At 64.1% G+C, this 16077-nt stretch carries 11 protein-coding genes; 5 read left to right on the top strand and 6 right to left on the bottom strand.

What is annotated here, in order from left to right:
• Positions 1–72: 72 nt before the first annotated feature.
• Complete coding sequence (locus HNE05_RS06585; RefSeq protein ID WP_173204593.1) at positions 73–972, bottom strand: serine hydrolase domain-containing protein; 900 nt, start codon at positions 970–972, stop codon at positions 73–75.
• 250 nt (positions 973–1222) lie between these two features.
• On the bottom strand, positions 1223–1750 hold the full coding sequence (locus tag HNE05_RS06580) for a DUF3087 domain-containing protein (RefSeq protein ID WP_173204591.1): 528 nt from the start codon (positions 1748–1750) through the stop codon (positions 1223–1225).
• A 147-nt stretch (positions 1751–1897) separates the two neighbouring features.
• Between HNE05_RS06580 and HNE05_RS06575 the strand changes: the two genes are divergently transcribed.
• Positions 1898–2581: a ParA family protein gene (locus HNE05_RS06575; protein ID WP_173204589.1), complete on the top strand. Its 684-nt coding sequence runs from the start codon at positions 1898–1900 to the stop codon at positions 2579–2581.
• Between the two features lie 129 nt (positions 2582–2710).
• On the opposite strand, the gene hrpA is transcribed toward HNE05_RS06575, so the two are convergent.
• Positions 2711–6808 carry an ATP-dependent RNA helicase HrpA gene (hrpA, locus tag HNE05_RS06570; RefSeq protein ID WP_173204587.1) on the bottom strand — a complete coding sequence of 1366 codons (4098 nt, stop codon included), beginning with the start codon at positions 6806–6808 and terminating at the stop codon, positions 2711–2713.
• A gap of 201 nt (positions 6809–7009) precedes the next feature.
• Between hrpA and HNE05_RS06565 the strand changes: the two genes are divergently transcribed.
• Positions 7010–8491, top strand: coding sequence for a methyl-accepting chemotaxis protein (locus tag HNE05_RS06565; RefSeq protein WP_173204584.1), 1482 nt, complete (start codon positions 7010–7012; stop codon positions 8489–8491).
• A 144-nt stretch (positions 8492–8635) separates the two neighbouring features.
• Here HNE05_RS06565 and fadD1 read toward each other — a convergent pair whose 3' ends face one another.
• Positions 8636–10327 carry a long-chain-fatty-acid--CoA ligase FadD1 gene (gene fadD1 / locus HNE05_RS06560; protein ID WP_173204582.1) on the bottom strand — a complete coding sequence of 564 codons (1692 nt, stop codon included), beginning with the start codon at positions 10325–10327 and terminating at the stop codon, positions 8636–8638.
• Between the two features lie 239 nt (positions 10328–10566).
• Positions 10567–12255: a long-chain-fatty-acid--CoA ligase FadD2 gene (gene fadD2, locus HNE05_RS06555; RefSeq protein ID WP_173204580.1), complete on the bottom strand. Its 1689-nt coding sequence runs from the start codon at positions 12253–12255 to the stop codon at positions 10567–10569.
• A gap of 464 nt (positions 12256–12719) precedes the next feature.
• Here fadD2 and HNE05_RS06550 point away from each other — a divergent pair, with 464 nt between their 5' ends.
• From HNE05_RS06550 to HNE05_RS06540, 3 genes are all read left to right on the top strand, one after another.
• Positions 12720–13451 (top strand): substrate-binding periplasmic protein, encoded by a 732-nt coding sequence (locus HNE05_RS06550; RefSeq protein WP_173204577.1) that lies wholly within the window; start codon positions 12720–12722, stop codon positions 13449–13451.
• A gap of 67 nt (positions 13452–13518) precedes the next feature.
• Positions 13519–14478: an alpha/beta hydrolase gene (locus tag HNE05_RS06545; protein ID WP_173204574.1), complete on the top strand. Its 960-nt coding sequence runs from the start codon at positions 13519–13521 to the stop codon at positions 14476–14478.
• Positions 14475–14945 carry a MaoC family dehydratase gene (locus HNE05_RS06540; protein WP_173204571.1) on the top strand — a complete coding sequence of 157 codons (471 nt, stop codon included), beginning with the start codon at positions 14475–14477 and terminating at the stop codon, positions 14943–14945. The genes HNE05_RS06545 and HNE05_RS06540 overlap by 4 nt, the downstream gene beginning before the upstream one ends.
• Before the next feature lie 72 nt (positions 14946–15017).
• Here the strand turns inward: HNE05_RS06540 and HNE05_RS06535 are convergent, their stop codons facing one another.
• A complete protein-coding gene (locus HNE05_RS06535) occupies positions 15018–16019 on the bottom strand; it encodes an AraC family transcriptional regulator (protein WP_173204568.1) in 1002 nt (333 codons plus the stop codon).
• Positions 16020–16077: the final 58 nt, after the last annotated feature.

Below are 16077 nucleotides of genomic sequence, written 5' to 3'. Positions count from 1 at the left end.
TCAAGCAGGCGACAGCCCGGCCAGCGAACTCATTGGCAGGGCTCAGCCCAATCTGAAGACGGTGCGGCGCGATCAGCCTAGTCGCGGATCAGCGCTGCCAACCGCAGCGGCCAGTCGAGATACGGCTTCTGCCTCGACTACCCCTTCATCCGCTCCCTCGGCAAACACCGCACAACTGGCCGTGTCGTTGCCGCGCACACAGTGATAGACCGCGACCACACTACCCGGCCCGGCGCCACTGTGCCCCGACAAGAGCTGACCGCCCTGCACCGTGCCCTGCATCAGGCCGAGAGCGTAACCGGGGGCGATCCAGGGTCGTCCGCCAATCGGCCCACCGAGAGCCCGCGCGGTGCGCATCTCCCGCAGCAGCCAAGCCGGCAGCAGATCCCCGGTCAGCAGACGATCCAGGCACAGCACCGCTTCGCCAAGCGGTCCGACCAGCAGGCCGTGATAGACCCAGCCCGGGTCGTAGGCGGACGCGGCGCCCATGTGCACGTCCTGCAGATCGGCGCACGTCCTGGCGAGACGCACGCGCGACAAACCGAGAGGGGCAAACACCCGCTGCTGCAGCGCCTGTTCGAGCGCCAGGCCGCTCAGCCGTTCGATAAGCCTGCTGACGTACAGGTAGCCGACGTTCGAATAGCGCCAGCCGGCCCCTGGTGCGTAGCGCAACCGCTGGGCATCGAGGCGCTGCAGCATGTCCTCTGCCGACCAGGGCGCGGCATGGGCTGCCACGGCGGCGTGGTAGTCGGCGAGTTCGCCGTAATCGGCCAGCCCGGCCTCATGGCGCAGTAACTGGCGCAGGGTGAACGGCCCTTCGAGTACCTGATCGTCGAGCCCGAGCAGACCATCGCGCACCAGTGACAGGGCTGCGGCAGCAAGCACCGTCTTGCTGAAACTCCACCAGGGCACCGACCCAGCGGGCTGTTCGGACGAGCTTGGAGCACCGTTCACGACAAGAGAGAAACGCATGGTCGAGGGCTCTACGTGAATGGAAGATGTGAACGGAGCGGCCGGACGCTCAGAGCTTGTTGACGACCTTCTGGATTAGAGCCAGACAAGGCGCAACGACCAACGGGAGTAACAGCCGAAAGGCTGGCCCGCAGGGTGAGCGTTAGCGAATCAAATGGCCGAAAAAGCGCAGTTTACGTGTTGTAAATGAGCATTTTGAGGCCACTTTTAACGCCGTATGGCCGACAGCCAGGAGATCGTAAACAGGCTCTCAGGCAGCAGCCTTTTTCACGGCCTCTAGCCACTGGAGATCGAGCCGGTTCTGCTCAGTCTCCAGCCCCTGCACCTGCATGGCCTCGCGGTGTGCGTCGATCTCGCGCGTCATCTGGTTGATCTCGCTGGTGTTGCCGTCCAGTTGGTGCATCTGGGTGACGCCCAGGTGGTAGAAGCGCAGCAGCTTCATCGCCGCCGGGTCGCCGGCCGCCACGCCCGTCTTGACGTGATGCATGACGTTGGTCACCCGCATCAGATTGCGCTTGAGCTGCCAGCCATACACCGCCGGCGCCATCCACGGCAGCGCCCACAGCTTGAAGCGCACCAGGGCGATGGTCAGCCCCAGCCCGAGCAGCACGCCGGTCAGATTCCAGCGGAAATTGTCGCCGCCTGCGGTACCGAACACCTGCACCAGCACAGTGGACAACAGCAGGGCCAGCACGACGAAAGTGGCCGCAATCACCAGGGTGATGCGCCGGGTTTGCCGACGGTAGTCTTCGGGGTTGTGCGGTTTGATCTCGAACATGGGGGCTGCGCGGCTCCGGGGTTGAAGGGATGGCGATGCGTGCATTATCAGGCTCTTGCTCCAGGTTGCCGAGCCATTTGCACGGAGCAGTGCGTAACTGGGCTAGTCTAGGACGGACATTGAGCTCCCCCGGAGTAACCCTCTGCAATGAAACGCATCCTGGTCGCCAATGCCAAGGGCGGTTGTGGCAAGACCACGCTGGCCACGCAGATAGCCGGCCACTTCGCCAGCCAGGGCCGGTCTGTGCTGCTGGCCGACTATGACCGGCAGCGTTCGGCCAGCGACTGGCTGGGTTGCCGGCCCGCCAACTGCGCGCCACTGACCCTACATGCCGCCTGGCGCGATCCGCTGCCGGAGCAGGGCTACGAGATACTGGTCTGCGACATGCCGGCGGCCATTACCGCGCAGGCGCTGTGGCAGGTGCTGCGCGCCGGCGACAAGTTGCTGATCCCGGTCATGCCCTCGCCCAGCGATATGCTCGCCAGCCTGCGCTTCATGATGGCGCTGAACATGGCCGACCTGGCCAAGGCCGGGGTCGAGGTCGGCCTGGTGGCCAACCGTGTGCGCAGCAACACCGAATACACCCGTTCGCTCTACCAGCTGTTGGCGAAAATGGACCTGCCGCTGGTGGCCAGCATTCGCGACACGCAGAACTACGTGCGTGCGTTGGACCACGGCATCAGCCTGTTCGATCTGCCCCTGCCACGGGTGCGCAATGACCTTGAGCAGTGGCAGGTGCTGCTGCAGTGGCTGGAGGGGGACGCCAAGCCGGGGCACAGCATCAACAGCCCGGCCGGTGCAGAAAAGCAGTCTGCCAATATCGTTTTCTGAGCGTCTGGTTCGGATCGCGGAAACGCCCCTCTCCCCAGCCCTCTCCCGTAAACGGGAGAGGGGGCAAGAGCAGGCTGCAGCTAGCTTGGACACCGCTATGACGATGCCCAGAAGACCGCAAACAGCTTCTCAGGCCTCCACCGCGCTCCACTGCTTGCTCAAGCGCTTGTCCGATACCGCCATCCTGGTCCCCAGCTGCTGGGCGAACAGCGACACACGATATTCCTCCAGCATCCAGCGATACAGCTGCAACTGCGCATCGCGCTTGCCTTCCTGGCCGTGTTTACCCAGGCGTGCCTGGTACTGCTCCCAGTAGCCGGCCAGCTCGCCCGCCCAGACGCGGTCGCGCTGCACCTGGCTGCCGATCTTGTCCAGGCGCTGTTCGATGGCCTTGAGGTAGCGCGGTACTTCCTTGAGCCACTCGGCCGGGATTTCGCGGACGAAGCCCGGGTACACCAGGTTGCTCAGTTGCAGCTTGATGTCGTTCAGCGCCATGGCCTGGGCCAGGTCGATCTTGCCCTTGAAGCGCTTCTGCAGGCCGTGCCACAGCTTAAGGATTTCCAGGGTCAGCTTGGCCAGGCGCTCGGCGTGGTCGGCCCAGGCGCCGCGCTTTTTCTCGGCCAGGGCGGCCAGCGCAGCACCATCGCGTGGCAGGATCGCTTCGCCATCGAGGATGCAACTGTCGAGACTGGCCAGCAGGATGTCCTCGACCAGTGCCTCGACCCGGCCCATGTCGCGATACAGCAGGCCCAGCTCGGTCAGCCCCGGTAACTTGTTACGCAGGAACTTGGCGGGCTCGTTGAGCTGTTGCAGCAATAGTTTCTGCAGGGCGCGGCGATGCTGGTAGTCGGCATCGGCCTGGGTCGGGAAGCGGCCTTCCTTGACCACCCCGCCCTCTTCCACCAGCGCCGGGAATACGGTCATGGAGAGCCCGGCGATCTTCTGCTGGGTCTTCTCGGCGACTTCGGCGAAGGCCTTGGCCTGCACCGGTTGCTGCGCCTTGTCGCTCTGCGGAATGGCCAGGGCGGCCTGGCTGGCTTCGGCAAAACGCGCGCACAGCTCGGCCAGGTCACGGCCTTCGCCGAGGAACTTGCCCTTGGCGTCGACCACTTCCAGGTTCATCTTCAGGTGGCTGTCGACCTGCGTGGCGGCCTCGCTCCAGGCTTCCTCGGACACCCGCGCGCCGGTCATGCGCGTCAGTTCGCGGCCGAGGTTTTCCGCCAGGCTGCCCTGGGCGAAGGTGAGCTTGCTCAGCGCCGCGCCGACGAAGTCCGGCACCGGTACGAAGTTCTTGCGCAGCGCCTTGGGCAAGTTGCGCACCAGGGCGATGGCCTTGGCTTCCAGCAGGCCGGGCACCAGCCATTCCAGGCGCTCGGGCGGCAGTTGCGGCAACAGCGGCGCCGGCACGCGCAGGGTCACGCCGTCGCGTGGGTGATTGGGCTCGAAGTGGTAGGTCAGCGGCAGTTGCAGCTCGCCGATGTGCAGGATGTCCGGGTACTGCTGGGCAGTGACTTCCTTGGCATCACGGGCCAGCACGTCTTCCTCGCGCATGATCAGCAACTGCGGATTCTTCGCGCTCTCGCTCTTGTACCAGTGTTCGAAAGTGGCGGCCTGGTTGATCTCCGCCGGAATGCGCGCCTCGTAGTAGGCGAACAGGGTTTCCTCGTCGGCGAGGATGTCGCGGCGCCGCGCCTTGGCTTCCAGTTCGTCGAGCTTTTCCAGCAGCAGGCGGTTGGCGCTCAGGCATTTGGCGCGGCTGTTGATCTCGCCGCGCACCAGGCCTTCGCGGATGAACAGCTCGCGCGAGGCCACCGGATCGACCGGGCCATAGTGCACCGGGCGCCGACCGACCACGATCATGCCGTACAGGGTGACCTGCTCGAAGGCCACCACCTGGCCGCGCTTCTTCTCCCAGTGCGGCTCGAAGTGGTTCTTCTTGATCAGGTGGCCGGCCAGCGGCTCGATCCAGTCCGGCTCGATCTTGGCCACCTGGCGGGCGAACAGCTTGGTGGTCTCCACCAGTTCGGCGGCCATCACCCAGGTCGGCTTCTTGCGCCCGATCACCGAGGAGGGGTGAATCCAGAAACGCCGCTGGCGCGCGCCGAGGTAGTCGCCGTCCTCGGTCTTCTGGCCGATCTGACTGAGCAGGCCGCTGAGGATCGCCTTGTGTACGGCGGCGTAGCCCTTGGCCCGCTGCGCCGCTTCGCTGGCCTCGGCCTGCTCGCGAAGGATCACATTGACCTTGGTGTCGGTGGTCGGTTGCAGCGTCTCGCCACGCTCCGATTTTTTGTAGGAGCCAGCTTGCTGGCGATCCTGCCCGCTCGGTGCCTGACCGACACCACGCTGATCGCGAGCAAGCTCGCTCCTACCCAGTTCGCGGTTGCCTGCGGACAACTGCAGCTCGCGGGCGATCAGCACCAGCTGGCGGTGCGAGTCGCGCCATTCGCGCAGGCGCATGTAGTTGAGGAAGTTCTTCTTGCACCAGTTGCGCAGGGGGCTGCTGCCCAGCTCCTGGCGTTTCTCCTCGAAGCCGCGCCACAGGTTGATCAGCGCGGCGAAGTCGGAATCGACGTCCTTCCACTGCGCATGGGCCTGGTCGGCGGCCTGCTGGCGGTCCATCGGCCGCTCGCGCGGATCCTGTACGGACAGCGCACTGGCAACTATGAGGATCTCGTCCAGGCTGCCGAGCTTGGCCGCTTCCAGCACCATGCGGCCCAGGCGCGGGTCGATGGGCAGGCGTGCCAGCTGGCGGCCGAGCGGCGTCAGCTGGCCCTCGCGGTTGACCGCCGAGAGCTCCTGCAGCAGGTTGAAGCCGTCGCTGATGGCCTTGCCATCTGGCGGCTCGATAAAGGGGAAGTCCTCGATGGTGCCCAGGCGCAGATGGAGCATCTGCAGGATCACCGCGGCCAGGTTGGTACGCAGGATTTCCGGATCGGTGAAGGCCGGGCGGCCGAGGAAATCCTCCTCGCTGTACAGGCGCACGCAGATGCCTGGCTCGACCCGCCCGCAACGGCCCTTGCGCTGGTTGGCGCTGGCCTGGGAGATGGCCTCGATGGGCAGGCGCTGGACCTTGGCGCGGTAGCTGTAGCGGCTGATCCGTGCCGTGCCGGAGTCGATCACGTAGCGGATGCCCGGCACGGTCAGCGAGGTTTCCGCGACGTTGGTGGCAAGGACGATCTTGCGCCCACTCATGGGCGCGAAAATCTTCTGCTGCTCAGCCGGAGTCAGCCGCGCGTACAGCGGCAGTACTTCGGTGAAGCGCAGGTTGGCCTTGCGCAGTACCTCGGCGGCGTCGCGGATCTCGCGCTCGCCGGGGAGGAAGATCAGCACGTCGCCGGGGCGCTTGCCCTCAGCCCTCTCATGGGCGGCGATCTCATCCAGCGCAGCGAGGATGCCCTGGTCGACGGTGAGGTCGTCGAGCAGGCTCTCGCCCTCCTCGTCCACTTCGCCAGCCAGCGGGCGGTACCAGGTGTCCACCGGATAGGTGCGCCCGGAGACCTCGACAATTGGCGCATCATTGAAGTGCTTGGAGAAGCGTTCCAGGTCGATGGTCGCCGAGGTGATGATGACTTTCAGATCCGGACGACGCGGCAGCAGGGTCTTCAGGTAGCCGAGCAGGAAGTCGATGTTCAGCGAACGCTCGTGGGCCTCGTCGACGATGATGGTGTCGTACTTTTCCAGGTAACGGTCGTGCTGGGTCTCGGCCAGCAGGATGCCGTCGGTCATCAGCTTGATCAGGCTGCTGTCCTTGCTCTGGTCCTCGAAGCGCACCTGGTAGCCGACCAGCTCGCCCAGCGGCGTGCCGATCTCCTCGGCCACTCGGGTGGCGACACTGCGCGCCGCTAGGCGGCGCGGCTGGGTGTGGCCGATCAGGCCGTGCACGCCACGGCCGATTTCCAGACAGATCTTCGGCAGCTGGGTGGTCTTGCCCGAGCCGGTTTCGCCGGCGATCACCAGCACCTGGTGCTTCTCCAGCGCGGCCTTGATCTCGTCACGCTTGGCGGCGATCGGCAGGTTGTCGTCGTAGCGCATCACCGGCACGCTGCGCTTGCGCGCCTCGACCTTGGCCACGGAGGCCTGGAAGCGCTCCAGCCACTGCGCCTGCTTGGCTTCGTCCGGCTGTTTGCGCAACTCGTGCAGCTGGCGGCGCAGGCGATGACGGTCGGCCAGCAGGGCCTGGTCGAGGTTGTTCAGCAGCGGATCACGGGCGGGAATGGCGTCGGTCATAGAAAACTTTCAGAAGCGAGCGCTGCTCGCGAACGGCGTGGCTGCACGATTGGCAGACGAAAATACAGGGACGGGATTGTCGCAGCCCGGTCGGGGCTTGCCCAGCCCGCGCCACAACCTTGACCAGGATCAACAGGCGCCGGGCGCGCCTGCGGCAAACTGCATGGCCAAATGCCAGCCAAGCTGCAGTAGAAGGTCATCATGGGCGCGCTGATCCGCAATCTCTCGCTGAAGTACAAGTTCTGGGCGGTCAACCTGGTCGCCTTCGCCACCACCCTGCTGCTGGTGCTGTTCGCCATGCAGCAGGAACAGGCCGGGCGCATCGATACCGCCCGCGAGGCCGCCCAGGCCCGCGCTGCCCTGCTGGTCAGTTGGCCACAGGGCAGCCGCCAGCCGGTAGACAAGGATCTGTTGTACTTCAGCCGCGACAGCCAGCCTGTCATACCTGGCGTCGATACGGCTGGCCTGGCCACGGCCCGTGGCTGGGTCGAGCTAGACGGCGACCAACTCTGGGGCGAGCAGCCGCTGGTCGGCGCCTGGCTGCAGGACAGCACCGAAGGCCAGCGCCTGGCCGTGCTGGCCCGCGCGCCGAGCCTGTGGCAGATATTCGGCGAACGTGCCAGCGCCTACGCCCTGGCCGTAGCCGTGTTGATGCTGTTGCTGCTAGGCGCGTCGCAGCTGCTGATCCACTTTATCCTCAGCCATCTGCACACCCTCAAGGACACCATGCTGCACGTCGAGCGCAGCGGTGACCTGTCCGCTCGCGCGCAGATCGACAGCCAGGACGAAGTCGGCCAGATGGCCAACGCCTTCAACGCCATGCAGGCAGGCTATCAGCGCATCGTCGCCACCGTGGCCCAGGCCGCCGCCAGTCTGGACGAAGGCGCCAAGCGCCTGGAAGCGAGCATGACCCAGGTACGCAGCGGCATGCTGGGCCAACAGAGCGAGACCGACCAGGCCGCCACGGCGATCAACGAGATGTCTGCCACCGTGCATCACATCGCCCAGCACGCCGCCGATACCCGCGACCAGTCCACCGAGGCAGATCGCCTCAGCGGTATCGGCATCCAGGTCGTCGAGCGCGCCAGCGGCGCCATCGCCAACCTGTCGCAGGGCGTGCAGCAGACCGCCGAGATGATTCAGAAACTGGCCGAGGACAGCCAGACCATCGGCGGCATGGTCAACGTGATCCACGGCATCGCCGAACAGACCAACCTGCTCGCCCTCAACGCCGCCATCGAGGCAGCGCGGGCCGGCGAGATGGGCCGCGGCTTCGCCGTGGTCGCCGACGAAGTGCGCAACCTGGCCAAGCGCGTGCAGGACTCCACCGACGAGATCACCCGCATGATCAGCAACCTGCAAGCGGCCAGCCGCGATGCCGTGGAGTTCATGCGGGAAAGCTCACTGAAGGCTGACCATTGCGTGCAGGAAGCCGGCGCCGCCGGCGAAGCCCTGAGCCACATCGCCCAGGCGGTGGCACTGATGCGCCAGAGCAACACGCAGATCGCCGTGGCCGCCGAGCAGCAGAGCCAGGTCGCCGAGGAAATGACCCGCTCGGTGGTCGGCATCCGCGATGTCACCGAGCAGACCGTACAACAGACCCTGGCCTCCGCCAGCACCAGCGCCGAACTGGTCGGCCTGGCCGACGCACTGGGTAAGGCGGTGGGCAAGCTTAAGCTCTGAGCGAATGGCATGACGTAGCGTGCGCCGTGCGCACCAGCTGCGCGCGTAATGCCCGGTGCGTACGGCGCACCCTACGCTGGCAAAACACCCCGCAGAAACGACAAAGCCCCGCCGAAGCGGGGCTTTGTCATTGCAGCGCAGGCATCAGGCCTTGGCGGCGATCTTCTTCAGCTCTTCGTCACGCAGTTCGCGGCGCAGGATCTTGCCGACGTTGGTGGTCGGCAGGCTGTCGCGGAACTCGACAGTGCGAGGCACCTTGTAGCCGGTGAGGTTGGCACGCATGTGCTCCATCACCTGCTCCTTGGTCAGGCTTTCACCCGGCTTGACCACCACGAAGACCTTGATCGCTTCACCGGACTTCTCATCTGGCACGCCGATGGCTGCGCACAGCAGCACGCCCGGCAGGGTCACCAGCACGTCTTCCAGCTCGTTCGGGTAGACGTTGAAGCCAGACACCAGAATCATGTCCTTCTTGCGGTCGACGATGCGCATGAAACCGTCATCCTGGATCACGGCGATGTCGCCGGTCTTCAGCCAGCCGTCCTTGTCGAGCATCTCGTCGGTAGCTTCCTGGCGCTGCCAGTAGCCCTTCATCACTTGCGGGCCCTTGACACACAGTTCGCCACGCTCGCCGATCGGCAGATCGTTGCCAGCGTCGTCGATGACCTTGCACAGGGTCGACGGCACCGGAATACCGATGGTGCCGATCTGGATGTTCTGGAACGGGTTGACCGATACCACCGGGCTGGTTTCGGTCATGCCGTAACCTTCGCAGATGGCACAGCCGGTCACAGCTTTCCAGCGCTCGGCGGCAGCCAGCTGCAGGGCCATGCCACCGGACAGGGTCAGCTTCAGCGCGGAGAAGTCCAGCTTGCGGAAGTCTTCGCTGTTGCACAGGGCGACGAACAGGGTGTTGAGGCCGACGAAGGCGCTGAACTTCCAGTTGCCCAGTTCCTTCACGGTACCCGGCAGGTCGCGCGGGTTGGTGATCAGGATGTTGTGGTTGCCGGTGAGCATCATCGCCATGCAATGGAAGGTGAAGGCGTAGATGTGGTACAGCGGCAGCGGGCAGATGACGATCTCGCAACCTTCGTTGAGGTTGGAGCCCATCAGTTCCTTGGATTGCAGCATGTTGGCGATCAGGTTGCGGTGGGTCAGCATCGCGCCTTTGGCCACGCCGGTGGTGCCGCCGGTGTACTGCAGCACGGCGACGTCGCCGTTGTGCGGGCTGGCTTCCTTGACCGGCTTGCCACGACCCTTGGCCAGAGCCTGGTTGATCGTAACGGCCTGCGGCAGGTTGTAGGCCGGGACCATCTTCTTCACATGCTTGACGACGAAGTTGACCAGGGTGCGCTTGAGCAGCGGCAGCATGTCGGCGACTTCGGTGACCACCACGTGCTTGATGCCGGTCTTGGGCAGCACTTCCTCGGCCAGGTGGGCCATGTTGGCCAGGCAGACCAGGGCCTTGGCGCCGGAGTCGTTGAACTGGTGTTCCATCTCCCGCGCGGTGTACAGCGGGTTGGTGTTGACCACCACCAGGCCGGCACGCATGGCGCCGAATACCACGACAGGGTATTGCAGGACGTTGGGCAGCTGCACGGCGATGCGGTCGCCGGGCTGGAGGTCGGTGTGATTCTGCAGATAGGCGGCAAAGGCGCCGGACAACTCGTACAACTCACCGTAGGTGAGTGTCTTGCCCAGGTTGCTGAACGCAGGCTTGTCGGCAAAGCGTTGGCAGGACTGTTTCAGTACGGTCTGAATATTGGGGTACTGGTCGGCATCGATCTCGGCAGCGATCCCGACAGGGTACTTGTCCTTCCAGAAGTTTTCGGTCATGAAAAGCCTACTCCTGAGCAACAGCTTATTAACACCGCGCAATGGCGGTTATTTTTTGTGATTGGTGTGCGTTTTCGCCGACGGGTCGGCAAAAAATCGGGCCGAGAGTAGCAGCTTTGCCAAACACCGACTAGCACCAAACCTGCCCCGAACGGTCATAAAAATGACCACTCAACGTTGAGTGGTCATTTTCTTGACTATCCGGAAAACTTCTCCGGACAGCAGGCAGCATAGGGCTTTTAGGCGATATCGCGCAGTTCGCGACGAAGAATCTTGCCGACCGGTGTCATCGGCAAGGCGTCCCTGAAGACGATGTGCTTGGGTACCTTGTAGCCGGTGAAGTTCTCCCGGCAGAAGGCCTTCAGCTCTTCCACGCTGACGCCGCCCTCACGCGGCACGACGAACAGCTTGACCGCTTCGCCGGATTTCTCATCCGGCACACCGATGACCGCGCAGCTGGCGACCTTCGGATGAGCCATGACCACGTCCTCGATCTCGTTGGGGTACACGTTGAAGCCGGAGACGATGATCATGTCCTTCTTGCGGTCGACGATGCGTACATAGCCATCAGGGTCGATCACCGCCACGTCACCGGTCTTGAACCAGCCTTCGGCATCCAGTACCTCAGCGGTGGCTTCCGGACGTTGCCAGTAGCCTTTCATCACTTGCGGGCCCTTGATGCACAGCTCGCCACGCTCACCAATCGCTTGTTCGACGCCGTCGTCGTCGATCACCTTGAGTGCCGTGCCGGCCACCGGAATGCCTACCGTACCCAGGCGCGCCAGCTTGCCGTAGCAGTTGGTGGTGGCGACCGGCGCGGTTTCGGTGAGGCCGTAGCCTTCGACAATAGAGCAACCGGTCATCTGCTGCCAGCGCTCGGCCGTGGCCTTGACCAGTGCAGTGCCGCCGGAGTTGGTCAGTTTGAGACGGGAGAAATCCAGGTTCTTGAATTCGGGGTTGTCCATCAGCGCAACGAACAGGGTGTTGAGACCCAGAAACGCGGAGAACTGCCACTTGCCCAGTTCCTTGACGAAGCCCGGAATGTCGCGCGGATTGGTGATCAGCACGTTGTGGTTGCCGCTGACCATCATGCACATGCAGTTCGCGGTGAAGGCATAGATATGGTAGAGCGGCAGCGGCGCGATCATGATCTCGCCGCCCTCCTTCATCAGCGGCTGGCCATCCTCAGTCGTCTGCTGCAGGCAGTTATGCACCTGCTGCATGTTGGCGATCAGGTTGCCGTGGGTCAGCATGGCGCCCTTGGCCACACCCGTGGTGCCACCGGTGTACTGCAGCACGGCGACATCGTCGAAAGCGACCTTGACTGGCTTCAAGGCATGCCCGCGACCGTTGCGCAGCACGTCTTTGAACGACAGCGCCTGCGGCAGGCTGTAGTCCGGCACCAGCTTCTTGACCTTCTTCACCAGGGTATTGACCAGCCAGCCCTTGAGGCTCGGCATCATGTCGCCCATGCGCGCTTCGATCAGGTACTCGATCGGGGTATCGGGCAACACGTCCTGCACCGATTTGCCGAAGGTATTGAGGTAGACCAGGGCACGCACACCGGCGTCATTGAACTGATGGCGCATCTCGCGCACGGTGTACAACGGGTTGGTGTTGACCACGATCAGGCCGGCGCGCATGGCGCCGAACACGGCAATCGGGTACTGCAGGATATTGGGCATCTGCACGGCGATGCGGTCGCCGGGCTTGAGGTCGGTGTTTTTCTGCAACCAGGCGGCGAACGCCGCTGAATGGCGCTCCAGCTCGGCATAGGTCAGCGTGACACCCAGGTTGCTGAACGCCGGGCGGTCAGCGAATTTCTTGCAGGAACGCTCGAACACTTCGACCACCGAACGGTAGGTGGAAAGATCGAGTTGATTGGATACCCCGGCCGGGCGCTTGTCGTCCCAAAAATCAGGTTGCATTGTTGTTATTCCCCTTGACCTGAAAATCCTATCCGGCCACACACATCGACCGGGCTGCCCCGGAACTTAACAGCTCCAGGGGCGCAGGCAAATACCCACACACGACTCATTGACCGTATGAATCTTGTCAATGATTGCAGGCCGATCCCTAGGGTCTGTTCCCGTTTCGTTCACGGCCGCGACGGAGCCCGCTTTTGCGCGGAGCTAGGCGCGGGACGCGAGGTTTGGTCGTCCAAATGAGCCGTCGAGTAACGACGTTCCGCGTAAAAACGGGCCCGCCCCTGCGGGTTGCGCGAAAAATCGCGCCATGCGTCGTTGCGGGACTTGCCAAGGGAATGACCATTGCCTGCGTCCCACGCCTAGCCTGGCACGATTTTGCGCAGCAACGCGGTTCGCGAACGAAACGGGAACAGACCCTATTCTATTGAGCTATAGCTAATAGCCTGTCATCCCGACCCGCCCCCATGCGTCTGAGCCTGTCTACCTTAGCGTTCACCCTGTGCCTGAGCCTGCCTCTGGCGGCAGAACTGCGCCTGGCCACCCTGGAATACCCACCATACAGTTCGCAGGGGTTGCCGGCCGGAGGCAGCATCGTCGAGCTGAGCGTACGCGCCTTCGCCACCCAGGGGCATGTCGCGCAGGTGGATTTCCTGCCCTGGGCACGGGTACGTGCCGACCTGCGCAATGGCAATTACCAGGGCGCGCTGGCCTTGTGGCCGCAGGAGATCGTCGAGGAGCAGTTGATCGCCTCGCGCCCGCTGTTCTACAGCCAGCTGGGCTTCTTCGTGCGCAAGAGCAAACCGGTGCTCTATCAAAACCTGAGCGAATTGCGCGGCCGCCGCGTCGGCATCGTGCGTGGCTATGGCTATCCACCCCACCTGCTGCGCTCGGGTTTCACCGCCGAAGAAGCCGTGGATGACATCAGCAACCTGCGCAAACTGGCGGCGCGGCGTTTCGATCTGGTGTTGCTGGAACGTACCGTCGGCGACTACCTGATCAACCAGGATGCCGCCTTGCGCGGCCGCCTGCGCTGGCAGGAGCCAGCCCTGGAGCGGATTCCGCTATTTGTCGGCTTCACCGCCCAGAAGCCCGGGCAACCGGACTGGGCAGCCATCTTCGCCCGCGGCCTGGCCGAACTGCACAGCAGCGGCGAGTACACCCGCATTCTCCAGCGATACGCCAATCCAGTGCGCTGAACAGTACTTGGCCTGCCCCGCCAAGCCCGTGCACAATGCCGCGACATCCTGGGCACAAGGACCCGCCATGCAGCACCAAGACTTCTGGCTCAACGCCACGGACGGCACCGCCCTGCTGGTCAACCACTGGTATAGCGAGAGCTCACCCAAGGCCGTGGTGATGATCGCCCATGGCATGGCCGAACACAGCGCCCGCTATGCCCGCCTGGCCGAGAGCCTGGTCGCCGACCGTTTTGCCGTGTACGCCCTCGACCAACGCGGCCACGGCCGCACCGCCGAACGCGGCGTCCTCGGCCATTACGCCGATGCCGACGGCTGGAGCAAGGTGGTTGGCGACCTGGCCAGCCTCAATCACCATATCCGCCAACAGCACCCGCAAGCGCCGATCTTTCTGCTGGCACACAGCATGGGCAGCTACATCGGCCAGGCCTACCTGATGCAGCACAGCTGCAGCCTGCAGGGCGCCATCCTGTCCGGTTCCAACTACCAGTCGCCGGGGCTGTACAAACTGGCCAGCCTGATCGCCCGTGCCGAGCGCTGGCGTCAGGGGCCGGGTGGCCACAGCAAGCTGATCGACTTCCTTTCCTTCGGCTCGTTCAACAAGGCCTTCAAGCCCAACCGCACGGCCTTCGACTGGCTCAGCCGCGACCCGGCGGAAGTCGACAAGTACGTCCACGACCCACTCTGCGGCCACCCCTGCAGCAACCAGCTGTGGATCGACCTGCTCGGTGGCATGCAGCACATCAGCCAGGTCGACAACCTGGCGCAGATCGACAGCGACCTGCCGCTGCTGGTCACCGGCGGCTCGCGTGACCCGGTCAGCCAAGGCAAGCGTCTTGCCGATCTGGCCGGCGCCCTGCGCGCGGCCGGTATCAAGGACGTGCAACTGCAGATTTACCCGGACGGACGCCACGAGATGCTCAACGAGAGCAATCGCGACGAAGTGACCCGCCATCTGCACGACTGGCTGAACGCGGCCCTGGCCCGCAGCCGAACCTGCCCCACACCTGTCAAGGAGCCCGCATGACCCAGGTAACCAACATCCCCTACGACGCCCTCGAAGTCGGCCAGCAGGCCAGTTTCGACAAGACAGTTTCAGAACGTGATATCCAGCTGTTCGCCGCCGTATCCGGCGACAACAACCCCGTGCACCTGGACGCCGCCTTTGCCGCTGAAACGATGTTCAAGGAACGTATCGCCCACGGCATGTTCAGCGGCGCACTGATCAGCGCGGCCATTGCCTGCCGCCTGCCCGGGCCGGGCACCATCTACCTCGGCCAGCAGCTCAAGTTCACCCGCCCGGTGAAGCTGGGCGACACCCTGACGGTAAAACTGGAAGTGCTGGAAAAGCTGCCCAAGGGCCGCGTGCGCCTGGCTACCCGGGTGTTCAACCAGAACGCTGAACAAGTGGTCGATGGCGAAGCCGAAGTGCTCGCCCCGCGCGCCGAACAGACCGTAACCATGCCGGCCATGCCGCAGGTAACCGTCGGCTGAGTGGATAGCCCTCTGCGCCTGACGCAGAGGGCTGACAGCCGATCAGCGCAACGCTGCCGGCTGGATCACACCCTACAACCGCGCGCGATACTCACCTGGCGTGACGTCAAACCAGCGGCGGAATGCGCGGAAGAAATTGCTCGGGTCGGCGAAGCCGAGCAGATAGGAAATCTCCAGCAGGGTCAGGTTGGGCTGGGCCAGATACTGGCCAGCCAGTTCACGGCGCGTGTCGTCGAGCAGCTGCTGATAGCTGGTGCCTTCATCCTGCAAGCGGCGCTGCAAGGTCCGTTCGGACAGCAACAGGGCCTGCGCCACGGTCTCGCGCTTGGGCTCGCCCTGCGGCAACAGGCGGCACAGCACCTGACGCACCTGGTGGGTTACCCGACTGCCCGAGAAACGCGCCAGATAATCGCCGGCGAAGCGGTCATGCAGCTGCGCCAGCGCCTCGTTGGCCGAAGGCAGCGGCGCATCCAGGTCGGCCCGCTCGAACAACAGCGCATAGTGCTCGGCGTTGAACTTCAGCGGGCACTGGAATACTTCACGGTAGGGTTGCATATCCACGGGTGCCGGCCCCATGAAGCTGGCCAGACGCGGACTCAGTAGTTTGCCGGTAAGCCAACGACAGAACGCCAGGGAATACGCCAGCGACGCTTCGGCACTCTGGCTTGCGGAAGGCAGGCGATCGCCGTGGATGGCCAGAACGATCTCGTAGCCTTCCGGCGTGGGGTGGAAACTGAGGTCGGCGCCCTCGCCGATGATCCGCTGATAGCGCACCAGACGGGTGAAACCCTCCTGCAGATTGCGGCTGGACATCACCGCATAACCCACCACGTTGAACGACGACGGACGCAGGGTCTTCGCCATGTTCAGACCGATCGCCGGATTGCCGGAGGCTTCCACGGCCAGGTGCCACAGGCGGGTCATGCCATCCTGCGGGAAGCGCGCATCGGCATCGCTGAGCGCCGCGTACTCCATGCCCAGGCGGACAAACAGGCTGCGGCAGTCAACACCGCCAAGCTCCAGCGCCGCAACAATGCCGGAAGCCCAACTGGATGAAGTGGTACGTTCGCTCATAGGCTGATTCTTGTTCTGTTCAAGCGCAGGCTGGCGGCGCAAGGATACTAAACTGGCA

The organism is Pseudomonas campi, assembly GCF_013200955.2.
Lineage (GTDB): Bacteria > Pseudomonadota > Gammaproteobacteria > Pseudomonadales > Pseudomonadaceae > Aquipseudomonas > Aquipseudomonas campi.
Note: the sequence above shows the minus strand (reverse complement) of the source record. Positions and strands in the feature narration are given on the sequence as shown.